Annotated in this window: 20 protein-coding genes and 1 riboswitch; of the genes, 19 read left to right on the top strand and 1 reads right to left on the bottom strand. The window is 59.9% G+C overall.

Annotated features, from left to right (window positions below; translation table 11 throughout):
• Nucleotides 1-37 precede the first annotated feature (37 nt).
• From HF949_RS04385 to HF949_RS04415, 7 genes are read left to right on the top strand one after another with little or no spacing between them, the layout of a single operon-like run.
• Nucleotides 38-889: an alpha/beta hydrolase gene (locus tag HF949_RS04385; protein WP_292898479.1), complete on the top strand. Its 852-nt coding sequence runs from the start codon at nucleotides 38-40 to the stop codon at nucleotides 887-889.
• Complete coding sequence (ggt, locus tag HF949_RS04390; RefSeq protein ID WP_292898480.1) at nucleotides 886-2,499, top strand: gamma-glutamyltransferase; 1,614 nt, start codon at nucleotides 886-888, stop codon at nucleotides 2,497-2,499. The genes HF949_RS04385 and ggt overlap by 4 nt, the downstream gene beginning before the upstream one ends.
• A 21-nt stretch (nucleotides 2,500-2,520) precedes the next feature.
• Nucleotides 2,521-3,495 carry an ABC transporter permease gene (locus tag HF949_RS04395; protein ID WP_292898481.1) on the top strand — a complete coding sequence of 325 codons (975 nt, stop codon included), beginning with the start codon at nucleotides 2,521-2,523 and terminating at the stop codon, nucleotides 3,493-3,495.
• 6 nt (nucleotides 3,496-3,501) lie between these two features.
• Complete coding sequence (locus HF949_RS04400) at nucleotides 3,502-4,434, top strand: ABC transporter permease (RefSeq protein WP_292898482.1); 933 nt, start codon at nucleotides 3,502-3,504, stop codon at nucleotides 4,432-4,434.
• A complete protein-coding gene (locus tag HF949_RS04405; RefSeq protein WP_292898483.1) occupies nucleotides 4,431-5,405 on the top strand; it encodes an ABC transporter ATP-binding protein in 975 nt (324 codons plus the stop codon). Before HF949_RS04400 ends, HF949_RS04405 begins: the two co-directional genes overlap by 4 nt.
• Nucleotides 5,402-6,430 (top strand): ABC transporter ATP-binding protein, encoded by a 1,029-nt coding sequence (locus HF949_RS04410; RefSeq protein WP_292898484.1) that lies wholly within the window; start codon nucleotides 5,402-5,404, stop codon nucleotides 6,428-6,430. Before HF949_RS04405 ends, HF949_RS04410 begins: the two co-directional genes overlap by 4 nt.
• A complete protein-coding gene (locus HF949_RS04415; protein WP_292898485.1) occupies nucleotides 6,427-7,461 on the top strand; it encodes an AbrB family transcriptional regulator in 1,035 nt (344 codons plus the stop codon). Before HF949_RS04410 ends, HF949_RS04415 begins: the two co-directional genes overlap by 4 nt.
• A 137-nt stretch (nucleotides 7,462-7,598) precedes the next feature.
• Here the strand turns inward: HF949_RS04415 and HF949_RS04420 are convergent, their stop codons facing one another.
• Nucleotides 7,599-8,621 (bottom strand): LacI family DNA-binding transcriptional regulator, encoded by a 1,023-nt coding sequence (locus HF949_RS04420; RefSeq protein ID WP_292898486.1) that lies wholly within the window; start codon nucleotides 8,619-8,621, stop codon nucleotides 7,599-7,601.
• 267 nt (nucleotides 8,622-8,888) lie between these two features.
• Between HF949_RS04420 and HF949_RS04425 the strand changes: the two genes are divergently transcribed.
• The 12 genes from HF949_RS04425 (at nucleotide 8,889) to HF949_RS04480 (ending at nucleotide 22,324) form a co-directional block, all read left to right on the top strand.
• On the top strand, nucleotides 8,889-10,220 hold the full coding sequence (locus HF949_RS04425; RefSeq protein WP_292898487.1) for an ABC transporter substrate-binding protein: 1,332 nt from the start codon (nucleotides 8,889-8,891) through the stop codon (nucleotides 10,218-10,220).
• A gap of 77 nt (nucleotides 10,221-10,297) precedes the next feature.
• A complete protein-coding gene (locus HF949_RS04430; protein ID WP_292898488.1) occupies nucleotides 10,298-11,245 on the top strand; it encodes a carbohydrate ABC transporter permease in 948 nt (315 codons plus the stop codon).
• Nucleotides 11,242-12,180 carry a carbohydrate ABC transporter permease gene (locus HF949_RS04435; protein WP_292898489.1) on the top strand — a complete coding sequence of 313 codons (939 nt, stop codon included), beginning with the start codon at nucleotides 11,242-11,244 and terminating at the stop codon, nucleotides 12,178-12,180. The genes HF949_RS04430 and HF949_RS04435 overlap by 4 nt, the downstream gene beginning before the upstream one ends.
• Nucleotides 12,177-12,404, top strand: coding sequence for a hypothetical protein (locus tag HF949_RS04440; protein WP_292898490.1), 228 nt, complete (start codon nucleotides 12,177-12,179; stop codon nucleotides 12,402-12,404). The genes HF949_RS04435 and HF949_RS04440 overlap by 4 nt, the downstream gene beginning before the upstream one ends.
• Nucleotides 12,405-12,407: 3 nt before the next feature.
• Complete coding sequence (locus HF949_RS04445) at nucleotides 12,408-13,505, top strand: ABC transporter ATP-binding protein (protein WP_292898491.1); 1,098 nt, start codon at nucleotides 12,408-12,410, stop codon at nucleotides 13,503-13,505.
• On the top strand, nucleotides 13,498-14,493 hold the full coding sequence (locus HF949_RS04450; protein ID WP_292898492.1) for an ABC transporter ATP-binding protein: 996 nt from the start codon (nucleotides 13,498-13,500) through the stop codon (nucleotides 14,491-14,493). Before HF949_RS04445 ends, HF949_RS04450 begins: the two co-directional genes overlap by 8 nt.
• 12 nt (nucleotides 14,494-14,505) lie before the next feature.
• Nucleotides 14,506-16,128 carry a dihydroxyacetone kinase subunit DhaK gene (locus tag HF949_RS04455; protein ID WP_292898493.1) on the top strand — a complete coding sequence of 541 codons (1,623 nt, stop codon included), beginning with the start codon at nucleotides 14,506-14,508 and terminating at the stop codon, nucleotides 16,126-16,128.
• Between the two features lie 304 nt (nucleotides 16,129-16,432).
• A riboswitch (cobalamin riboswitch) is annotated at nucleotides 16,433-16,629 on the top strand.
• A gap of 158 nt (nucleotides 16,630-16,787) precedes the next feature.
• On the top strand, nucleotides 16,788-17,846 hold the full coding sequence (locus tag HF949_RS04460) for an LLM class flavin-dependent oxidoreductase (protein ID WP_292898495.1): 1,059 nt from the start codon (nucleotides 16,788-16,790) through the stop codon (nucleotides 17,844-17,846).
• Complete coding sequence (locus tag HF949_RS04465) at nucleotides 17,843-18,832, top strand: ABC transporter substrate-binding protein (protein ID WP_292898497.1); 990 nt, start codon at nucleotides 17,843-17,845, stop codon at nucleotides 18,830-18,832. The genes HF949_RS04460 and HF949_RS04465 overlap by 4 nt, the downstream gene beginning before the upstream one ends.
• Nucleotides 18,833-19,015: 183 nt before the next feature.
• Entirely contained in the window at nucleotides 19,016-20,023 is a 1,008-nt protein-coding gene (locus HF949_RS04470; RefSeq protein ID WP_292898498.1) for a FecCD family ABC transporter permease, read from the top strand.
• Nucleotides 20,020-20,811, top strand: a complete 792-nt coding sequence (locus HF949_RS04475; protein ID WP_292898499.1) for an ABC transporter ATP-binding protein — start codon at nucleotides 20,020-20,022, stop codon at nucleotides 20,809-20,811. The genes HF949_RS04470 and HF949_RS04475 overlap by 4 nt, the downstream gene beginning before the upstream one ends.
• A gap of 193 nt (nucleotides 20,812-21,004) precedes the next feature.
• The gene (locus tag HF949_RS04480) at nucleotides 21,005-22,324 is read left to right on the top strand and encodes an O-antigen ligase family protein (protein WP_292898500.1); all 1,320 of its coding nucleotides are present in this window, start codon (nucleotides 21,005-21,007) and stop codon (nucleotides 22,322-22,324) included.
• The last annotated feature ends 169 nt before the right edge of the window (nucleotides 22,325-22,493 follow it).

Below are 22,493 nucleotides of genomic sequence, written 5' to 3' on the forward strand. Positions count from 1 at the left end.
TTCGGGCCCGCCTGCTTTAAACATCTCAGGAGTACACATGCAGGAGCTTGCATCCAGCGGTGCGGCTTTGCGCGCGCGCGCCATCTATGACTATGGTGAGACCGCAATCCTAGCGTCCACCATCGATCCCCGGTTCCACATGATGCTCTACGTGCCCCCGGCAGCCGCCGAGGGGAAAAAGGTCGATCTGCTTGTCGCAGTCCACGGAACAGGACGAACCTCGGCTTTCGAGTTTCGTGACGGGTTCGCCGAATTCGGTCTTTACAATGACTGTGCAATCCTGTGCCCGATCTTTCCGGTCAATGTGCGCGGTGATGGGGCTCGCTCGGGTTACAAGTACCTTCAGGAAGGTGACATCCGCTACGACAAAGTCCTTTTGTCGATGGTCGAAGAGATGGCGGGGAAATATGGGCAGGACTGGTCAAAGTTTGCGATTTTCGGCTATTCCGGCGGCGGTCATTTTGCGCACCGCTTCGCCATCCTCCATCCGGAAAAATTATGGGCCGCAAGCATCGGCGCGCCTGGCTCGGTGACGCTCCTCGATCCGGAGCGCGACTGGTGGGTTGGCGTGCGGGACGTGGCCGAACGCTTTGGCAAGCCCTTTGACGCATCGGCTCTGGCCCGTGTCGCCGTTCACATGGTTGTGGGTGATGCGGATCTCGAGACCTGGGAAATCGCCCACGCCCCCGGCTCGACATATTTCATGGAAGGCGCAAATGATGCTGGCGCCACCCGGCCGGAACGGCTGCGCAGCCTCAGGGCTTCATTCGAGGCGGTCGGAGTGAACGTGACTTTCGACGAGATTCCGGGCGTTTCGCATGACCGGATGAAATGCATCGGCCATACGAAAGCTTTCCTGACCCGCACTCTCAGGGAGATGCGCGCATGAACCGCAATGCTACGATTGTTGCTCCGCAGCCGGAGGCAGTGGAAGCCGGAGCCGAGGTACTGGAACGGGGCGGAAACGCCATCGACGCAGCACTTGCCTGTGCATTTGTTCAGGGCGTCGTCGACCCGCAGATGTGCGGTATTGGCGGCTTCGGGTCGATGCAGGTCTATATGCCGGGGCGTGGCATCCACGAGATGCTGGAGTTTTATGCGCTCGCACCTTCCGCGGCGACGCCGGATATGTGGCTCGACAAGCTTTTGGGTCAAAGCCGCGATGGATTTGGCTTTATTCTTGAAAACAATATCTCCGAGATCGGCTATCTGGCCTGTTGCACCCCCGCTTCGCTCAAGGGATATGAGCGCGCCCTGAAAGATTACGGCACCTGGGATTGGGGCGACCTCATCGCGCCAGCCATCAAATATGCCGAAGAGGGCTTCAAGATTCGTCCGCACATGCACTGGTACTGGACCAAGGACCAGACGAGCGACGGTCAGGTGAATACGCTGGACAAGCTGCGATACTCGCAAACCGGTCAGCGCGTCTATTTCCACAATGATGGCAGGCTTCGTGAAGTCGGCGAGATTCTGAGCAACCCTGATCTCGGACGCACGCTCCGGCGTATAGCCGAGAGCGGCTCGTCAGACATATTCTATCACGGTGAAATCGCCGAGCAGATTGCTGCGGATTTCGCAGCCAATGGCGGATTGATCGCACTCGAGGATCTGGCGCAATACGAGATCACCAAAGCGGCACCGGTATGGGGCAGCTACCGCGGTCGCCGGATTGCCTCCAGCCCCCCGCCGGGGTCCGGTTTCCCCATGATCGAGTTGCTGCACATTCTCGAAAACTTTGATCTCGCCGCGATGAAGCACGGCTCCACAGAGTATGTGCGCACGCTGTTCGAGGCGATGAAACGCATGACCATCGACAAGGACAAGCATATGGGCGACCCCGCCTATGTGGATGTTCCGGTAGAGCGACTGCTGTCCAAGGAGCACGCTGCGGAACTCGCCGCGCAGATCAAGCGGGGAGAACGGGCCAGTGTTGAGCGGCTGGATATGTCGCAGCGGGACACCACGCATATCTCGGTGGTGGACAAGCAGGGCAATGCCGTGGCTTTGACCCATTCGCTGGGCAGTCCCTCCGGCGCCATCACGGAGGGGTTGGGCTTCATGTATAACGGCTTGATGAGCCGCTTTGATCCGCGGCCGGGGAAGGCAGCATCGATTGCGCCCCGCAAGCGCAGGGCGAGTTCAGCAGCACCGACGATCGTGTTTGAAGGCGACAGTCCCTCGATCGTGATTGGCGCTCCGGGAGGCAGCTATATTGCGCCGACGGTCGCCCAGGGGATCATCAACATGATCGACTTCGACATGAACATTCATGCCGCGGTTTCCGCACCGCGACTGGTCGGTGTGTCCAACAGCATAGACATCTGCAACCGGATCCGGCGTTCAGTCGCTGAAGAGTTGCGCGGGCAGGGCTATGAAGTGCTGCGCTCGCCACAAGCTTATGCGTTCGCCGCGCTGCATGGTATCCGGATAACCGACGGGGTCTCTTCCGGTGCTGCAGATCCGCAGCGCGATGGTATGGCGATCAGCGTCGACTGAGCCGGAAAGCGACAACAAACCATGGTAACCACCCTCATACGGCGCATAATTCAGGCGGGGTTCGTCATTCTTGCGATGACGGTAATCGTATTCCTTGGTGTGAACGTCATCGGCAACCCGGTCGACATTCTCATCAACCCCGACCTGAACCAGGCGGAGCGGCTGCGCGTGATCGAGAGCCTGGGGCTCGATCGGCCGCTGTGGCAGCAATATCTGAGTTTCCTGCACGGTCTCACGGAAGGGAATTTCGGCAACAGCTTTGTCTATTCCAAGCCGGCGCTCGATGTGATTCTTGAGCGCTTGCCTGCGACGCTCGAACTGGCGCTCTGTGCGATGGTAATCGCAATCGTCGTGGGGCTGCCCCTGGGGCTTTATGCCGGCCTTTATCCGAACCGGGTGTCCTCACGGGTCATCATGACCGGTTCCATTCTCGGATTCTCGCTGCCCACCTTCTGGGTCGGCCTCATGCTGATCCTGCTGTTTGCCGTCCAGCTCGGCTGGTTGCCGTCCAACGGGCGCGGCGAGACCGCAATGTTGTTTGGCGTTCGCTGGTCATTCCTGACGTGGGATGGGCTGTCGCATCTGTTGCTGCCGGCATTGAACCTCGCCCTCTTCAAGACGTCGCTCATTCTTCGGCTCACCCGGGCGGGCGTGCAGGAGGTGATCATGCAGGATTACGTCAAGTTTGCCCGCGCCAAGGGTTTGCGGGAAAGCCGCATCATCCTGGTGCACATCCTCAAAAACCTGATGATTCCTGTCGTAACGATCATCGGGCTGGAGTTTGGCTCTTTGATCGCATTCTCGGTGGTGACCGAAAGCATATTTGGCTGGCCGGGCATGGGGAAGCTCATCATCGATAGCATCAACCTGCTCGATCGCCCGGTAATCGTTGCTTACCTGATGATGATGGTGGTGCTCTTCGTCTCGCTGAATTTCATCATTGATGTCTGTTATACCCTGCTGGACCCCCGGGTTCGGCTGGATGGCAAAGGCTGACGCGCCATGGAGTCGAAAATCGCTACTGAAGCTGAAAGCCCCACTGCGCAGACTGGTCGGAGTTCGATCGGCAGGCGCATCTGGCCCGCGCTGCGTCACTTCTTCTCGTCGCCGGCGGCACTTGTCGGATGCATCGGGCTGGTTGTCGTGCTGTTCACCGCCATCTTCGCGCCGTGGATCGCTCCCCAGAACCCCTATGATCTGCTGCAGCTCGACATTATGGATAGTCGTCTGCCCCCCGGTTCGGAGAGTTTCTCAGGCGTGCCCTACCTTCTGGGAACCGACGGCCAGGGCCGCGATATCCTTTCCGGCATCATGTACGGGCTGCGAACCTCGCTGATTGTCGGCATTGCGTCGGCATTCGCGGCCGCACTTATCGGCACCACATTGGGGCTCATGGCTGCCTATCTTGGGGCGCGCACCGAGAATTTCATGATGCGCCTGGTGGATCTGCAATTGTCCTTCCCCACCATTCTCATGGCGCTGATGGTGCTTGCGATCCTGGGCAATGGCGTGACGAATGTCGTGTTGGCAATCATCGTCGCGGAATGGGCAACCTATGCCCGCACCGCGCGAGGGACGGCGCTGGTTGAACGGGAGAAGGAATACATCGATGCGGCGCGCTGCCTGCGCATTCCCGGTCGTCGCGTGCTCTTGCGGCACCTCTTGCCCAACTGTCTTGCACCGATCATCGTGATAGCCACCATGCAGGTCGCCCGTGCCATCGGGCTTGAAGCGACCCTCTCCTTTCTGGGGCTGGGCGCATCGGTCACCCAACCCTCTTTGGGAATGCTGATCTCCAACGGCTACCAGTATCTTCTGTCTGGTCTCTACTGGATCAGTTTTTACCCTGGCATCGCCCTGCTCATCACGATCGTATCCATCAATCTTGTGGGAGATCGGCTTCGCGATGTGCTCAATCCGAGGAATGCCCGATGACCGCGCTGCTTGAAGTTCGCAACCTCGTCACCGAATTTCCCGGCGAGGCGGGAAACGGCCTGCGCGCGGTGGATGACGTATCGTTTCGTCTGGGGCGCGGTGAGGTGCTGGGGCTGGTGGGCGAGAGTGGTTCCGGCAAGAGTGTCACGGGGTTTTCCATCATGGGGCTGGTGGACTGGCCTGGGCGTGTGGCAGGCGGGCAGATCCTGTTTGATGGTGAGGATATCGCCAGGGCCGATGAGGAAACCCGCCGTTCCCTGCGTGGCCGGCGTATCGCCATGGTGTTCCAGGATCCGATGATGACGCTCAACCCGGTTCTCCGGATCGGCACCCAGATGACCGAGGCTTTGCATGCCCATGAGCGGATGAGCGCCACTGCGGCGCGTGAGCGGGCGCGTGATGCGCTGGGGCTTGTGGGCATACCCAGTCCGGAGGAACGCCTGGACGCCTATCCCCACCAGTTCTCAGGCGGCATGCGTCAGCGCGTGGCGATCGCTATTGCGCTGTTGCATCGACCCGATCTTATCATCGCGGATGAGCCGACCACCGCGCTCGACGTTACCATCCAGGCACAGATCATTTCCGAGTTCCAGAAACTGACGGAAGATCAGGGAACAGCGGTCATCTGGATTACCCACGACCTGGCCATTGTTTCCGGCCTCGCCGATCGCATTGCGGTCATGTATGGCGGGCGCATCGTGGAGACGGGCAATATCGAGGATGTGCTGGTTGCGCCCAAACATCCTTACACGCACGGTTTGATCCGCTCTGTGCCTTCACAAAACAGTCGCGGCCACAGGTTGGCGCAAATTCCCGGGGTGACACCAAGCCTCGCGCGGATGCCAGAAGGATGCGCGTTCCGCACCCGTTGTGAGCGCGCCACAGACGCCTGCACCGCGCGGCCGGGACGCTTTGGGGACGTGCTGGCCTACCACCGCTGTTTTCATCCCCACGAGGAGGCTCTGGTATGACGATGGCAGAGACAGTCGCCGGCGCCTCCACGCCGCTGCTTGAACTTCGCAAGGTGTCCTGCCGTTTTGGCGCGCGTCCTGACCTTGCTGCCCGGATTGCAATCGCACTCGGTGCGGCCAAACCTTTCCCGATTATCCATGCGCTGGACAAAGTGGATCTGACGATCCGCAAGGGGGAAGTGCTGGGCCTTGTCGGAGAGTCCGGTTGCGGGAAGTCGACGCTCGGCAGAATTGCCGCAGGAATATTGCCGCCTTCCGAGGGGCAGGTTTTCTGGAAGGGCGAGGATAGAGCCACGTTGCGGGGAAGCCGGCAGCGGGATGCCGATCTCGAAGCGCAGATGATCTTCCAGAATCCGATGGCAGCGCTCAATCCACGCATGACGGTCGAAAAACTGGTGGCCGAAGCCCCCGGCATCCACGGCCTGATCAAGGGCAGCACCGGCAGCTATGTGGATGATTACCTGACCAAGGCCGGGTTCGATCCGGCGATGAAGAAACGCCTGCCACACCAGTTTTCCGGGGGGCAGAGGGCGCGGGTCAACATTGCGCGCGCGCTTGCGGTACAGCCGGATTTTCTTGTCTGTGATGAGAGCGTCGCAGCGCTGGATGTGTCCATTCAGGCGCAGATACTCAACCTGTTTATGGATCTGCGAGAACAACTGGACCTGACCTATCTGTTTGTCAGCCATGATCTGGGGGTCGTGGAGCACATCTCCGACCGGGTTGCGATCATGTATCTTGGACGGGTCATTGAGGAAGCGCCTGTGGCCGAGATTTTCTCACGGCCAAACCATCCCTATACCCAGCAATTGCTGGCCGAGGTGCCACGCATCAGACCGGGAAAACGACGCTTTGCTGCAATGAAGGGGGAGCTGCCGAGCCCTCTCAATCCTCCGAAAGGGTGCCACTTTCATCCGCGCTGCCCTCACGCACATGACCGTTGCAGGATTGAAGTTCCGCAAAAGCGCGAAATTGCACCGGGGCATATTTCGGCATGCCATCTGAACGACAAGCAGGCGGTATGAGTGGAATAGGACGCATTCCCGGTTTCATCCTCGCATTGCTCCTCGGTGCTACCGGAGGCGCGCTCTTTACCTGGGTCGGGATGCCGCTTTCCTGGATGCTTGGATCGATGACCGCCTGCGGGCTTGCCTCGATCATGAGTCTACCGGTTCGTGGTTCCACCCTGGCTCGCCCGCCCATGTCGGCCGTGATTGGCACCATGCTGGGTTCCCAGTTCGGGCCGCATACTCTGGAGAGTGCAGCGATGTGGTGGCCGGCACTCCTTGCATTGGCCGGCTATCTCGCGGTGGCCGCCGTTCTGTGCAATGTCTATCTGCGCCGCGTCATACATCTCGATCGGCGCACCGCGTTCTTCTCGGCGATGCCGGGCGGGCTTGTCGATATGGTGCTGCTTGGGGCGGAAAAGGGCGGCGACGAGCGGACCATCGCATTGATGCACTCTTCGCGCATCTTTCTGGTTGTGTTGAGCCTGCCGCCTCTAATGACCTTGATCACGGGGGCTGACCCGGGAGCGCGTGTGGCGACCTGGCGGCCACTCTCCGACATGGGATCGGCTGATGTGGTCTGGTTCATCGCAACACTCGGGGCCGGGATCGGGTTCGGCAAATTGCTGCGATTGCCCGCGCCATATTTGATAGGTCCAATGCTGGTGAGCGCGGGATTGCATTGGACGGGTGCCTCCGGCTTTGTGGTCCCCAGTGCGGTGATGGCTGTTGCGCAAGTGGTTCTTGGAACCGTCGTCGGTTGCCGTTTCGCAGGTACTGCGCCAAAGCGAATTCTGCACATTCTGATGACGTCGGCCGGTGCCACGGCGATCCTGCTGTTGGTCGCCGTCATCTTCGCTTTCGCTCTCCATCGTGTCATCGAGGTTCCGGTTGAGGGCATTCTTCTGGCCTTCGCACCCGGTGGGCTTGCTGAAATGAGTCTCGTCGCGCTTGCGTTGAATCTCGAGGTGGCGTTTGTTGTGGTCAGCCATATCAGCCGGATAGGTATGGTTATTCTGGCGGCGGGCCTGCTCTCGTCCAAAGACTGAGCATGGCCCGGTTGCCGCCGACGTGCGGGCAGCGAAGCTGACGCTAGAGTATTTTGCAATCAGGCGGAAACACCTGACGTCAGCACAAATGCAGGAAATCAGACAGATAGAACAGGGCAGCGTTTCAGTGAAACGCTCTAAAGATTGTCTGCCAGCAATATTTCGATGCGGATCTTCTCCTGTGCGGCGAAGGGCTGGCGGCGGTCTCTGCGGGCACGCAGGATGCGCAAAGCACTACGTACGGCGTGGCCAGGGTTTTGAGCGATAATTGCGTCCAGCCGCTCGTCACGCAGCGCCTCCTCATTGAAGGGCGTGCGTTCGTGCGCCACCACGATCAGGTCGGTCAGGTCCGCGCAATGCGACAGCGCTTCCAGCGGAACCCGGCCTTCCGGGCTCATGATGTATGCTGCCACAATGTCCCGGTGGTTGGCGAAGGTCTGCTTGATGATGCGCTCCGCCCGCGCAGGATCGCCGTGGGTTTCGAGTGTTGGCAGGCAGGAAAGCGTGGGGAAATTCTGGTGGATCACGCGGTCGAAGCCCAGTCGTCGCTTGAGGCTGTCCTGCGCATGAATAGTCTCGGTGATGATGGCAATGGTGCCACCGCGCCCGGCGTTGAAACGGCCAATCAGGCGGCCCGCCGTGGCACCGGCGGCGATGTTGTCGATGCCGACAAAATCGTGATGTTCCAGATTTGCCTGACCCGAAAGGAAATGCACCACACTGATGTCGCGCTCGTTGAGGCGTAGCACGGCGTCGCGGGTCTGCGGCGATTCCGGAGCCATCAGGGCGACGCCGTTCACCTCATCGGTCTGAAGTGAGGATAGAAGGTTGGCGACGGCGTGAGGATCCTCGACATCGAGGCGCACGACCCCCACCTCTACCAGCTCGGATTTCAGGGGCGCGCGTGCCGAATCGATTTCGGCCAGCAGCTCAGACAGATACTGGTCACCGCGCTCGGGCAGGACGAACAGAAACCGATAGACCCTGTTGCGCGCCAGGTTAACCGCCGCGAGATTTCGCTCAAAACCGATACGCTTGATCGCATCCTGAACTTTTCGTACCGCGCGCGCGCTGACATTAGGCCGCTCGTTCAACACACGGTCCACCGTGGCCAGGCTGACACCGGCGGCTTTGGCCAAATCTTTGGTGGTGGGTCGCATCGGGCTCCGCGATCAGTGCATGAACAACGTCCTTATCGACCAGACAAGGGGGTTATGGCAAGGTAAATGAGGTGCGTACCTCAAAAATTACTTGATTTGAGGGGCGTACCTCATTTATGCCTAGGGATGAGAGGCAGCGTGGATAAGGCGCTGTCGGTCGCGTTGGGAGGAGAGGTTCCGGTTACCCGGTTCACCCGCGCAGATGAGGAGCGCCCGAGGGCGCACGCCACCTGTTTGCAGCAGGAGGCTTGGGAGGAGTGTATCTGCATGAAACATTCAATCTTGAATTCCGCGGCGATAGCAGGTCTGGCGATCGGCGCCGGTCTTGCGTCTTCTGCTTCCGCACAGGCGGACGAACTGACCCTGTGCTGGGCTGCATGGGATCCCGCCAACGCGCTGGTCGAGCTCTCGAAGGATTTTGAAAAGCAGTCCGGACACACGATGAAATTCGAGTTCGTTCCGTGGCCGAATTTCGCCGACCGGATGCTCAATGAGCTGAATTCGGGCGGGCAGCTTTGCGATCTGATGATTGGCGACAGCCAGTGGATCGGCGGCTCCGCCGAAAGCGGCCACTACGTCAAGCTGAACGACTTTTTCGAGCAGGAAGGCATCACCATGGATGACTTCATTCCTGCAACGGTGACCGGCTATGCCGAATGGCCCAAGGGCACACCGAATTACTGGGCGCTCCCGGCATTCGGTGATGTAGTCGGGTGGACCTACCGCAAGGACTGGTTCGAGAAGCCTGAGATACAGGAAGCATTCAAGGAAGAGTATGGCCGCGACCTGAAGGCTCCTGAAACCCTTGAGGAACTGAAGGACATTGCAGCCTTCTTCCAGGGGCGGGAAATTGACGGGCGCAAGGTCTATGGGGCGGCGATCTATACGGAGCGCGGTTCCGAAGGCATCACGATGGGTGTGACCAACGCACTCTACAATTACGGCTTCCAGTACGACAATCCGGACAAGCCCTACGAACTGGATGGTTTCGTCAATTCCGAAGGTGCCGTGAAGGGGCTCGAATTCTACAAGGAGCTCTATGACTGCTGTACGCCTCCGGGCTCTTCCGACTGGTATATGTCGGAGAACATCGATGCCTATAAATCCGGACAGGTCGCGCTTCAGATGAACTTCGCATTCATCTGGCCGGGCGTTGAGGCCGACCCGAATGTGGGCGGGGGAAAGTCCGGCTATTTTGCCAATCCGAAGGGGCCCGGCGGTCACTTCGCCCAGCTCGGAGGGCAGGGCATCTCCGTCGTCGCCTATTCCGACAAGCAGGATGCAGCGCTTGAATACATCAAGTGGTTTGCCCAGCCAGAGGTGCAGCAGAAATGGTGGGAGTCGGGCGGTTATTCAGCACTGAAAGCAGTGGTTGAAGATCCGGGTTTCGCTTCGAGTCAGCCTTATGCTCAGACGTTTCTCGACTCCATGGCCATTGTGAAGGATTTCTGGGCCGAGCCCGCTTACGCCTCGCTTCTTCTGGCGATGCAGGACCGGGTGCATGACTATGTCATCGCCGGAAACGGTACCGCGCAGGAAGCTCTGGACGCTCTGGTCGAGGACTGGACGGAAATCTTCGAAGACGAAGGCAAATACTAGCCGCCTCCCGGCTTTGATGGGCGATGCTGGCTCCTGTCAGCATCGCCGCCCTTACTCACCAGCGTGCAGGTCCGAAGATGTCCATCAAGCCGATCGAAAGAGCCGCTTCGGCCACGCCGCAGAGCGTTGCACGGAAAGTCCGCGGATTGTCGGACCGCGCCATCGCCTGGCTTTTCGTTGCGCCAACCATTCTGCTTCTGCTCGCCATCAACATCTTCCCGCTGATCTGGACGGTGCGGCTCAGTTTCACCAATTTCCGCGTGAACCGTCCCAACCGTGAGGCCGATTTCGTCGGCTTGCGCAATTATGAGCGCATTCTCACCGATGGCGACATCTGGGTGACCATGCAGGCCACCGCACATTTCCTGTTCTGGACCATCGTTCTTCAGGTCCTGATCGGTTTCACGCTCGCCTATCTGATCAACAAGAAGTTTCGCGGCAGCGATCTGTGGACCACCGTCATCGTGCTGCCGATGATGTTGTCACCGGCGGTGGTGGGGAACTTCTGGACCTTTCTCTACCAACCGCAAATCGGTCTGTTCAATTATGTGGTCGGCTTTCTGAGCGGCACGGATCCATCCGGATTTTCCATGATCGGCGAGGTCGCGCTTGCGCCGTGGGCCATCGTGATCGTCGACACCTGGATGTGGACCCCTTTTGTCATGCTGATCTGTCTCGCCGGACTGCGCTCGATTCCCGAAAGCATCTATGAAGCGGCCGAATGCGACCGTGCCAGCAAGTGGCGGCAGTTCTGGACAATCACGATACCGATGGTTCTGCCGTTTCTCATGCTGGCAGTCCTGTTTCGCGGCATCGAGAACTTCAAGATGTTCGATCTCGTGGTTCAGCTCACGGGTGGCGGCCCGGGCTCGACCACTGAACTGACCTCAATCAACCTGAAGCGCGAAGCGTTCGAGAAATGGCGGACCGGTTATGCATCGGCATACGCCGTCATACTCTTCGTGACGGTCTTCGGCCTCGCCTCGATCTATGTGAAGGCTCTGAACAAGGTGAAAGAGAGATGAGTTTCTCCGTAACGGAACCTTCCGCTCGTCAGAAGCTGTTCGCCGGCGTGCTGGTGTTGGTCTATGCGCTGGTCACCATCATGCCGCTCGCATGGATCATCGCCACTGGCTTCAAGACCCCGTCCGATGCCATCGCCTACCCGCCAAAGGTTGTCTTTGAACCTTCGCTTGAGGGCTATGTGAACCTCTTCACGACGCGGACGCGGGCAAGTGCGGAGACGCTTGAAAGTCTCGGTGAGCCACAGACCTGGTATGACAGCATTGTCCGCAAGAACGACATGGTGATCGTCGGTCCGTCCCGCTATGGCGAGCGCTTTCTGAACTCCGTCATCATCGGCTTCGGATCGACCTTCCTCTCTGTTTTTCTGGGAACCATCGCGGCTTACGCCTTCTCCAGGTTCAAGGTGCCGCTGAAGGACGATCTGATGTTCTTCATCCTCTCCACGCGCATGATGCCGCCCATTGCGGTCGCCATTCCCATCTTCCTGATGTATCGGGAGCTGGGGCTGAACGACACGCATCTGGGCATGATCCTGCTTTACACGGCGGTCAATCTTTCGCTCTCGGTCTGGCTCCTCAAAGGGTTCATCGACGAGATCCCGGTCGAGTATGAGGAGGCCGCGCTGATCGATGGCTACACCCGCTTTCAGGCCTTCTACAAGGTTGTGCTGCCGCAGGCGGCGACGGGCATCGCCTCCACCGCGATTTTCTGTCTGATCTTCGCGTGGAATGAATATGCCTTTGCGGTACTGCTGACCTCGGGCACCGCGCAGACGGCGCCGCCTTTCATCCCCACGATTATCGGTGTGGGCGGTCAGGACTGGCCGGCTGTTGCTGCTGGAGCGACGCTCTTCCTCGTGCCGGTCATGGTCTTCACCATCCTGCTGCGCAAGCATCTCCTTCGCGGCATTACATTCGGAGCGGTGCGCAAATGATCCTGTTGCAGACCAGGCCCACAGAAGGGGAAAGGGAGCGCAAGTCCACGGCGCCACGCCGCATATTCGTGCGCGGCCCGTGGGAAATGGGCGCCAGCATCCTGATTGGCCTCGGCGTTCTGATGCTGATGCAGCCCTTTTTCCTCTGGGCCTATACCTACAGCTTCATCGTGCTTCTTATTGGCACGGTCGGTTTCATCATCGTCTCACATTTTCCGGAGTAGGTGATGGCCAGGATAGAAATAAGAAATCTCCGCAAGGAGTTCGGGGATTTCACGGCAGTTCAGTCCTCCAGCTTTGTCATCGAGGATGGCGAGTTCTTCATGCTGCTCGGACCCTCGGGCTGCGGCAAGACGACCACGCTGCGCATGATGGCGGGGCTCGAACTGCCGACCTCGGGCGAAATTTTCATCGACAATGAAGAGGTGAGCCAGAAGCGCGCCAGCGAACGCGACATTGCCTTCGTGTTCCAGATGTTCGCTCTCTACCCGCATATGAATGTGCGCAAGAACATCTCCTACCCGCTTGTCAGCCAGGGCATGAAGCGCGCACAGGTGAAGGAGAAGGTGGCCGAGGTATCACGCATTCTCGGCATTGAGGACATTCTGGATCGTCCGGTCAGCGGTCTGTCGGGTGGTGATCGGCAGCGTGTGGCGCTTGGGCGCGCCATCGTTCGCGAGCCGAAGGCATTTTTCATGGACGAGCCGCTTGGCGCGCTCGACGCGGAATTCCGCGAGCACATGGCGCATGAGTTGCGCTCTCTTCACGACCGCATGGGAGCGACCACCGTCTATGTCACCCACGATCAGCTCGAAGCCATGCAGATGGGCGACAAGATTGTCGTGATGAACCATGGCGTTGTCGAGCAATTCGGCGTACCGCAGGATATCTATGACTGGCCGGCAACCATGTTCGTGGCCGATTTCATCGGCTCGCCCCCCATGAATTTTTTGAAGTTTGAGGGGGCGGTGGAAAAGGGGGGCACCAGCATCGACCTTGGTGGCGCCTTCGTAGAGGTCCCGCGCCTTCTGGAGGACGCGCGGGGACAACTGGCGCTTGGTGCGCGCCCTGAGCACATTCATTTTGATGATGCTGCATCCTATCGTGGCAAGATCACCGCGACGGAGTATCTCGGCACAACCCAGATCGTGTCCGTGGATACACCTCACGGTGCGCTCAAGGCGCGGCTTTCCTCCGAGCAGCCCGCGCGGGTCGGCGATGCTGTTGGTCTGCGCTTCGACAAGCGCACCCTGACCGTGTTTGACGCTGGGTCGGGTCGCGCACTCTTTTCCGAGGCAAACAGGGAGGTGCTTGGCCATGGGTGAGGTGATCCTGTCCAATGTCTCGAAAAGCTTCGGCGAAGATGTTGCCCTCGACCGTGTTTCCATGACGGTGCCGGATGGCGCGTTTGTTGTCCTGCTCGGTCCCACGGGTGCAGGCAAGACCACGACCTTGCGGGTTGTGGCCGGGCTGGAACGCCCCGACAGTGGTGATGTGCAGATCGCAGGCGTATCCGTTCTCGACAGAACCCCGGCGCAGCGCAATGTGGCAATGGTGTTCCAGCAATACTCGCTCTACCCGCATCTCACGGTCCGCCAGAACCTGGAGTTCCCGCTGAAATCGCCCCTGTTGCGCACACCAAAGGACGAGATTGAGCGCAAGGTTCGGGAAGTGGCCGAGGTGCTACGCATCGATCACAAGCTCGACAACAGGGCGACGGCGCTTTCGGGCGGAGAGATGCAGCGTGTTTCCATCGGTCGTGCTCTGGTGCGCAATCCGTCGATCTATCTGATGGATGAGCCACTGAGCTCGCTCGATGCCAAGCTGCGGGCCGAATTGCGCATCGAGTTGAAACGCATTCAGGCGCAGTCGGGCGCCACCCTGCTCTATGTGACGCACGATCAGGTGGAGGCGATGACCATGGCCACCCATGTCGGCGTGCTTGACCAGGGCCGGCTCGTGCAGTTCGGCTCACCCAGAGAAGTTTATGAGAGCCCGGTCAGCATCTATGCGGCAACGCGGCTTGGTCAGCCGCGGATCAATCTTCTGCCGGCGTCCGTTTTCGCCGACGCGCCCGAAGGGGCCAGGACCATCGGTCTGAGGCCGGAGCACATCGTGCAGGGTGAAGGGGAAGAGGGTTCGGTGGTTCGCGTTGAGCGGCTGGGCGACCAGACCCGCCTTCATCTCGACTTCAAGCAGCACGAAATTATCACTGTGACGGATCCCCACACCCCGCTCAAAACGGGTGATAGGGTGCAGATCCGTCCCCGCAACGCCTATTATTTCGACGCCGCCGGCGCACGCATCGTTTAGGAGAACCAGTCCATGACCCAGTTCTTGAATCGCAAGGAAGACGTCGTCACCGAGGCGGTGGATGGTGTTGTGGCCGCGTCTGGCGGAAAGCTGGCACGGCTCGATGGCTATCCGCATATCCGTGTGGTCGTCCGCAGCGACTGGACAAAGGACAGGGTCGCGCTGGTGTCGGGAGGGGGCTCGGGACATGAACCGGCTCATGCCGGGTTTGTTGGAAAGGGGATGCTGACCGCCGCGGTCTGCGGCGATGTTTTTGCATCCCCTTCGGTGGATGCGGTTCTTGCAGGAATTCTTGCCGTGACGGGCCCGGCGGGCTGCCTCGTGATCGTAAAGAATTATACCGGTGACAGGCTCAATTTCGGTCTGGCTGTCGAGCGCGCCCGTGCTTTCGGGCACAAGGTGTCCATGGTCATTGTCGATGACGACATTGCCCTGCCGGATCTGCCGCAGGCGCGCGGTCTTGCCGGCACTCTGTTTGTGCACAAGATTGCCGGCGCTCTGGCCGAAGAAGGAGCCGATCTCGATGCTGTGACGCAGGCAGCGGAACGCGTGATTGCGGGCGCAAAGAGCATAGGCATGTCGCTTGACACCTGCCGGGTGCCCGGTGCCGCGAAGGAAGACCGTATTCCCGACGGGATGGCCGAGCTGGGACTGGGCATTCATGGCGAGGCAGGTGTCGAGCAGGTCAGATTCGATAACGCGAGGGTGGCGGTTGATGCCATGTGCCAAAAACTCTCTTCTGTCATGACCGGGGATCGATATGTGGTGCTGTTGAACAACCTCGGTGGAACCTCCGCGCTGGAAATGGGGGTTCTGGCACATGAGGTGGCGCGCTCTTCGATCGGTGGCAAGCTGGAAGCGATGGTCGGGCCGGCGGCCATGATGACCTCCCTCGATATGCGGGGCTTCTCCATCTCGGTTCTGCCCGCGACCAAAGAGAATATGCGCCTGCTTGGCGCCTCGACGGAGATATCCGCCTGGCCGGGGGTCCGTGGCTTGTCCGACGTTGCGGTGGTGCCGCTTCCCGACGGGTTGAAACCGATAAAGCCACTGCCATCCGAGCATGCCCCGACACGCGCATTTCTCACCAGATGCTGCAATGTGCTCATTGAAGCCGAGGCGAAGTTGAACGCGCTCGATGCCAAGACCGGCGATGGCGATACGGGCTCGACATTGGCCGGTGCTGCCCGCGCTCTTCTGGATCGAATGGATCAATTGCCGTTGTCCGATCATACGCAGCTTTTGCGCGCACTGGGTCAGGAACTCAGCCAGACCATGGGCGGTTCATCGGGCGTGTTGCTGGCGATCTTCTTTGCGGCAGCGGGTGATGCTGCCTCCAGCGGCGAGCCGATGGGGGCCGCGCTGAAAACCGGGCTTGCGCGCATGCAGGAAATTGGTGGTGCAGGGCCGGGTGACCGCACCATGGTGGATGCGCTGGCACCTGCCCTTGAAGCCCTGCAGAACGGCCTTCCCGCCGCCGCTGAGGCAGCCCGTGCCGGGGCGCAGGAAACGGCCACGATGGCGCAGGCGCGCGCTGGTCGGTCTGCCTATATCAACGCCCAGCAACTGGAGGGAAATGTTGATCCGGGTGCGGAGGCTGTCGCTATATTGTTTGAGCAACTCGCCCGAGAATAGTACTGGCTCAGTGGCTGCCCGAATTGGATTCTGGGTGGCTCTGGTTATGGCAGTGACGATGTGCGCAATCGCGTTTATGAAAGCGTAGGTCAGTTCGGCTGTCAGCACTCAAGGAGCCTGGTTACCGGTGTGAACAAGACGATTGGCCATTCTGCCGGGGATATCCAGGCCCGCTTTAATCCAGTGTTCCCTGTTGTTTCTATGACATAACGCACATCCCGCCTGCGCCTGCTGACAATGTACGGTCGGAAAATCCGCATCATCCCGAAGGTCGAGTGTGTTGCGCTGCGTGCGCTTCGCCGGTAGGGTCGCTTTCGCATGCGGTTCCGCATCCTGCGGATGAAAAGGGAACCCGGTGCGATTTCCTTGCGGAATCAATCCCGGGGCTGCCCTCGCAACTGTAAGCGGCAAGTTCTTTCCAATGCCACTGGCCAGAGCCGGGAAGGCGGAGCGAACGTCCGAGCCGCGAGCCAGGAGACCTGCCTCATGCATTGACCATGAACGCCGGACGAGGTGCGCCGGCAGGAGGATCAGAATGCATGCAGGCACAGCCTTGCCGGCGATAAAGCGGCATTTCGTGTTCGAATTGACTCGATATGTTATATCATTTCATATAAGCATTTCAGGATTTCGTCGTCTGGTTCTGGCAGGTGTCCTGAATGCGCATTGATCTGGCTGGTTTTGCTCGGGAAGGGGTGTTGGGCGATCACTGCGCTCTTATGCGGCTCGTGGAACGCGCCGATACGCTTGGCTTCGACGGTATCTGGTTCAATGAATTCCACTTTTCCCGCGATACGCTGCCCTATCCATCCACGCTTCTGCTGGGGGCGGATATTCTGGCGCGGACCGAGCGTCTGCGATTTGGAACGTCGATCCTCGTTCTGCCGCTCTATCATCCGCTCCTTCTGGCGGAGCAGATTGCACAGCTGGATTTTCAGAGTGGCGGCCGGGTCGATGTGGGCATCGGACGAGGCACGGACCCATCGACCTTTAGCGCGCTGGGGGTCGCGCCGGGCGAGCTGCATCTGCGTTTCCGCGAAGCGCTGAAGATCATGATCGAGGCGTGGACAATGCCGCATTGCTCCGCCGATGCCGGCCCGTGGAAGTTCTCCAATGTCTCTGTGGGGCCGCGACCGGTGCAGCAGCCGCATCCACCCATCTATGTTGCGGGGGTTTCCGAAGAAACGGTCGACATCGCTGCGCGAAACGGGTTCCCGCTGCTCCTCAGCCTCGAGCCGAACGAGGCGCGGCAGTTGCCCGTGTTCGATGCGGCGCTGAATCGGCATGGCACCACCCGCGCCGCGCTGACCGCATCGTCGCTTTCACGCTACGTGGTGATCGCACCGACCCGGGCGGAAGCGGAGAGGTGTGTCGACGCGCTTCTTGAAAAGCTGAACACCCGTCGCGCCGAACGCGCGTTGGCGCGCGGAATGGCACCGCCACAGCCGCGCAGCCGCGCTGCGATGGTGGCTGATTTCACCATCTCGGGTACGCCGGAGGACTGCCATGCACAACTGTGCGCCCTTTCTGCACGCACGGGATCGCAGAGCATACGCTGTCTGTTCAGCGCCAATGGCCTTATTGCCAACGATGTGGCGCTCAGGGGCATGGAGCTCTTCGCCACAGAAGTACTCTCCGCTTTCCGGCAGCAACCCTCTTCTCCACCCCCATTCGAAAACGCCGTCAACAAGCCGGCTATCCAAGGAGTGATTTCATGATCCGTTCTCGCGGCTTTTCCGCGTTTGTTTTGGCAGGCATTTTCCTTGCATCAACATCTGTGTTCGCGGGCGAGCCCGGGTTTCCCCATACGGATGAGAACTGCGGGGTCACCACAGTCTATGAAGTGCCGCCGGCACGAGCCGTGACACTCAGCAACAACGCGACGGAGCTGATGCTGGCGCTGGGCCTGGAAGACCGAATGGCGGGCACCTCCTACATGGCGAACCTGAAGATCAGCCCACAGTATGAGGAGGCCTATAAAAAGATCCCGGTGCTTTCACCACTCGTTGCCACCACTGAGCAGCTTATCGAGGTCGAAGCCGATTTCGTCTATGCCGGCTATCCCGACGGGTTCAGCGAGAGCCGTCACACGCGGGACCAGCTGCACGATCTGGGCATGAAAACGCGGCTTAATACCGAGGGTTGCAATCTCGGCAGGTTTGGCTTCGATGAGCTCTACGCGGAGATCCGCTCTGTTGCAGCCATATTCGGTGTGCGTGAGCGCGGCGAAGCGCTGATTGCCGATATGGAAATGCGCCTCGCTGCAGTAGCAGAACAGCTGGAAGACGTAGAGGTTACGCCGGTCTTCATCTTCAATGGTGGCGAAGCCGCGCCTCGTGCAGTGCTTGGCAACACCATGCTGTCGCACGTCGTGTCGCGAGCCGGCGGCGAGAACATCTTCGGCGATGTCGCGAACCGCTATGGCCAGGTCTCGTGGGAACAGATTGCCGAGCGCATGCCTGAATACATAGTGGTCTATTATTCCGGCACTGCCGGCGGCCAGGTGGTGGGAGACCCGGCCGGGGAACTGGGCGAAGGGCGCATTGAGATCCTGAAAGCCAACCCGACCATCAGGGAGGTACCAGGCATTGCCAGGGAAAGATTCGTGACAATCGACTCCGTTTGGGGGCAGCCGGGGCCGAGTTCCATCGACGCGGTAGAAAAACTGGCGCGTGCTTTCCACCCCGATCGGATGGGCCATTAGCAGACCGGACGGAACCGAAAAATGCATGCGCCCGTCGCGAAACAAAACCAGCCTGAGAGCCACGAAGCGCTGCTGACAGTGCTTCGGTCAGCACCGCCAGTGCGAGGCACGGCACTTCGCTCCGTTGCGGCCCAGTGTGCCGCAAGCGGGGGGTCGCCGGGCTATGCTTTGGTTATTCTCCTCATGGTTGGACTGCTGCTGGGCGTGGCGATCGCAGGACTGATGTTCGGCTCAGTGCATATACCCGGGGAAACGGCGGTCGCCATACTCGCCAATCTGGTGGCCGGTGACGGTCTGGTGGAGCCTGGCTGGCGTGCGGTCTACGAGACGATTGTGGTCCAGACCCGTATGCCGCGCGTGGTGCTTGCCGCCCTTGTGGGCGCAAGCCTCGGAGTTACCGGGATGACGATCCAGTCCATCGTCCGCAATTCACTGGCGGGACCCGGCATTCTGGGAATCTCCTCAGGTGCGGCGACGGGCGCCGTGGTGGTGATGCGCTGGGGGTTTCTCGGCCTGGGCGTATTCACGCTACACATTTCGGCCTTCCTTGGCGGGCTCATAACATTGTTCGCTGTGTTCTGGGTTGCGCGAACGGGCGGGTTCATGACGCCGACGCGGCTCGTGCTTGCTGGCGTGGCGATGAGCGCGATCCTCAGCGCGTTGACAAGCCTGATCGTGCTGACATCGCCCGATCCGCAACTTGCCTCCCGGGTCCTGTTCTGGACCCTGGGAGGCTTCGGCACGGCGCAGTGGAAACTCATACCCATACCGCTTGCTGCACTGGCGATTGGGTTAGGTGTGATGCTGGTTCAGGCCCGGCGGCTGAACTTGCTGATGGCAGGAGATGAAAGCGCGGTCGCCCTGGGTCTCAATGTCCAGCGCTTCCGTCAGAGCATGTTCGTGCTGGCGGCAGCACTCACCGGGATCACAGTGGCCGTGGCCGGGGTCATCGGCTTTGTCGGCCTCATCATGCCTCACATCGTGCGTTTTCTTGTCGGAGCCGATCATCGTCGCGCCTTGCCGGCGGTAGCGCTTCTGGGGGCGAGTTTCACCATCGGCGCCGATCTCGTCGCCCGCACGGTAATCGCGCCGCTGGAACTACCAGTCGGTATCGTCACGGCGCTGGTGGGTGGGCCGTTCTTCATCTGGCTTCTGCGGCGCGATGCACGTGGGCTGGGTGGCGCGCGATGAGCATCCGGCCTGGCACGCTTGATCTGTGCTCCGTCACCTTGCTGGCCGGCGGCAAGGCGCTGGTGGATAATGTGACTATGAGCATTTCCGAAGGCGAGATGGTCGGTCTTATCGGACCCAACGGCGCGGGAAAATCAAGTCTGCTTCGAACAATCTATCGCATCAACAGGCCTACATCCGGCACGGTGCTCGTGAACGGAGAAGATGCGTGGCGGCAGCCCACCGAGTGGGTTGCGCGCAATGTCGGCGCGGTGCTTCAGGATATGCCCGCCGAGTTTCCGCTGACCGTGCGCGACGTTGTCGCCATGGGGCGTTCGGCTCACAAGAAGCTTCTGGAACCCGACACGTCGCACGATCACGCGTTGCTTGTTGCGGCACTCGCGCTTCTAGGGTTGACGCCTCTGCAGGACCGCGCCTTTCGCACGCTTTCTGGAGGTGAACGGCAGCGAGCCCTTTTGGCGCGCGCGCTGGTGCAGCAGCCGCGCCTTCTGGTTCTTGATGAGCCGACGAACCATCTCGACATCCATCATCAGCTTCAGCTTCTGCGATTCATGCGCGGGCTTCAAACCACTGTGGTGGCAGCCCTGCATGACCTCAACCTGGCAGCAATGTTCTGCGACCGTCTTTTTGTGCTTGATCGGGGCCGACTGGTGGCTGCCGGTACACCCGAAACGGTGTTGACACCGGATCTGCTCCGGAATGTCTATCGTATTGAAGCGACGATTGCGCGGCACCCTGAAACCGGCACGGTCTGGGTGATGCCATCGGTTGCTCCGCCCACCCGATAGCCGGGAAGGCTGGTGTAGGTTTCAAGCCTGACAGACAAGATGCTGATATAATTAACGCGGCCTTAAGCGCTCCCGCGCTTTATGGGGCAGGCGCAACAGGTTTCGGCTTCAAAATGACGAACGAAGCAGATTTTCCCGGATTCCATGGTAACAGTCTGCATGGCTTGTTGCCCGGTCGGGCATGCGAGATGCCATGAGCAGCCTTGCGGAACCGCGCTGGCCGGCTTCGTCATCCGTGGCGCGCATGGCTGCCACGGGGCAGCCTTCTACCGTCATCGCGGCCGTCCTGCTCACAGTGTTGGTGGTTTCGTTTCGGCCATTTCAGCCCTCAGGGCCGCAACTCGCCGGGGACGGCGGTGACATCGTCAATCAGCTGGGATTTGGCGCGCTGGGTGCAATCGCCGTGGCGTCGCTCCTCATGCTGGTCGACCGGCGGGTGCTGGTTTCGCTGCTCAGCCCGTGGTGGCTTTTGCTCCTGGGGTTTGTGGGCATCGCCACCCTCAACACGCCGGTTCCAAGTGACACGATCCGCACAGTCGCCTTCTCGATCATCGGCATTGTCACGGTGGGAGCAGTCCTGACCCTGCCGCGCGATGCGGATGCGTTTTCGCGTGTACTGACGTGTGCGGGTTTCGTGATTCTCGGGCTTTCCTACTTTGGTGTTATCGCCATGCGCGATGTGGCTGTTCATCAGGCCTATGATTTGGAAGCACAGCATGCCGGCCTCTGGCGGGGCGTCTTTACGCATAAGAATATCGCCGGACCGGTTATGGCCGGATTGGCGTTTGCCGGTCTCTATCTGTGGCGGCGTGGATGGCGTTGGTCCGGTGGAACGATGGCGCTTCTGGCGATGATCTTTGTGTTCCACACAGGGTCCAAGACAACCACTGCCACCGTACCGCTGGCGGGGATGCTGATCGCATTGCCCGGTATATTCGGCCTGCGGTTCCTGGTGCCCGTCCTGGTGGTTGCTGCAGTAAGTGCGTTGGCGGTCGCAACTCTTGGCATCGTCTTCATCGATCCGGTCAAAGAACTGGCCGCGACGCTTGCTCCTGATCTTACCTATACAGGGCGAACGCCGATTTGGGATTTCGCCGGCGACATGATCGTCCAGAGGCCGCTCTTCGGATACGGTTTCGACAATTTCTGGATGACGGAACTCGTTTTTACCTCAGACCAACCGTTCGACCGTCCATGGGATATTCGGGGCATTGTTCATGGTCACAACGGCTATATCGACATTGCTCTCGGGATGGGACTTCCAGCACTTGCCGTAGCCATTGCAACGTTTCTTCTCGTGCCGCTACGCGATTACATGCGCACACCGCACTATCGTGAAAACATCTTTCTCGCCGATTTTTTCATGATGGTGGTGACGTTCAGCATGTTCAACGCCTTCCTCGAGAGCTTTTTCTTTCGCCGGACGGACCCCGTGTGGATGCTCCTCGTGATGGGAGTGTTGGGGATGCGTCTTGTGTCACGCTTCAGGGTGCCCACGCATTCCGTACGCTGACGAGGTATGCACGCCTTTTAAGGTATGACGCTGCGCTGTCATCGAATGGCGAAAAGGTCGTGGCTTCCCTGCTGCAAAACCGCGCACCATCCAACACACGCTTGTCCCAGCGGTTCGGCACTCGTACATTGATTTCAGTAATTTCTGAAAACAATGTCAGGACCACTCA

It is taken from the genome of Nitratireductor sp., from assembly GCF_017794765.1.
In the GTDB taxonomy this organism is placed as follows: domain Bacteria; phylum Pseudomonadota; class Alphaproteobacteria; order Rhizobiales; family Rhizobiaceae; genus Nitratireductor.

Bases quoted from the DNA above. Each gene is read 5' to 3' on its own strand.
- HF949_RS04385 (WP_292898479.1), top strand. From the start codon at position 38: ATGCAGGAGCTTGCATCCAGCGGTGCGGCTTTGCGCGCGCGCGCCATC.
- ggt (WP_292898480.1), top strand. From the start codon at position 886: ATGAACCGCAATGCTACGATTGTTGCTCCGCAGCCGGAGGCAGTGGAA.
- HF949_RS04395 (WP_292898481.1), top strand. From the start codon at position 2,521: ATGGTAACCACCCTCATACGGCGCATAATTCAGGCGGGGTTCGTCATT.
- HF949_RS04400 (WP_292898482.1), top strand. From the start codon at position 3,502: ATGGAGTCGAAAATCGCTACTGAAGCTGAAAGCCCCACTGCGCAGACT.
- HF949_RS04405 (WP_292898483.1), top strand. From the start codon at position 4,431: ATGACCGCGCTGCTTGAAGTTCGCAACCTCGTCACCGAATTTCCCGGC.
- HF949_RS04410 (WP_292898484.1), top strand. From the start codon at position 5,402: ATGACGATGGCAGAGACAGTCGCCGGCGCCTCCACGCCGCTGCTTGAA.
- HF949_RS04415 (WP_292898485.1), top strand. From the start codon at position 6,427: ATGAGTGGAATAGGACGCATTCCCGGTTTCATCCTCGCATTGCTCCTC.
- HF949_RS04420 (WP_292898486.1), bottom strand. From the start codon at position 8,621: ATGCGACCCACCACCAAAGATTTGGCCAAAGCCGCCGGTGTCAGCCTG.
- HF949_RS04425 (WP_292898487.1), top strand. From the start codon at position 8,889: ATGAAACATTCAATCTTGAATTCCGCGGCGATAGCAGGTCTGGCGATC.
- HF949_RS04430 (WP_292898488.1), top strand. From the start codon at position 10,298: ATGTCCATCAAGCCGATCGAAAGAGCCGCTTCGGCCACGCCGCAGAGC.
- HF949_RS04435 (WP_292898489.1), top strand. From the start codon at position 11,242: ATGAGTTTCTCCGTAACGGAACCTTCCGCTCGTCAGAAGCTGTTCGCC.
- HF949_RS04440 (WP_292898490.1), top strand. From the start codon at position 12,177: ATGATCCTGTTGCAGACCAGGCCCACAGAAGGGGAAAGGGAGCGCAAG.
- HF949_RS04445 (WP_292898491.1), top strand. From the start codon at position 12,408: ATGGCCAGGATAGAAATAAGAAATCTCCGCAAGGAGTTCGGGGATTTC.
- HF949_RS04450 (WP_292898492.1), top strand. From the start codon at position 13,498: ATGGGTGAGGTGATCCTGTCCAATGTCTCGAAAAGCTTCGGCGAAGAT.
- HF949_RS04455 (WP_292898493.1), top strand. From the start codon at position 14,506: ATGACCCAGTTCTTGAATCGCAAGGAAGACGTCGTCACCGAGGCGGTG.
- HF949_RS04460 (WP_292898495.1), top strand. From the start codon at position 16,788: ATGCGCATTGATCTGGCTGGTTTTGCTCGGGAAGGGGTGTTGGGCGAT.
- HF949_RS04465 (WP_292898497.1), top strand. From the start codon at position 17,843: ATGATCCGTTCTCGCGGCTTTTCCGCGTTTGTTTTGGCAGGCATTTTC.
- HF949_RS04470 (WP_292898498.1), top strand. From the start codon at position 19,016: ATGGTTGGACTGCTGCTGGGCGTGGCGATCGCAGGACTGATGTTCGGC.
- HF949_RS04475 (WP_292898499.1), top strand. From the start codon at position 20,020: ATGAGCATCCGGCCTGGCACGCTTGATCTGTGCTCCGTCACCTTGCTG.
- HF949_RS04480 (WP_292898500.1), top strand. From the start codon at position 21,005: ATGAGCAGCCTTGCGGAACCGCGCTGGCCGGCTTCGTCATCCGTGGCG.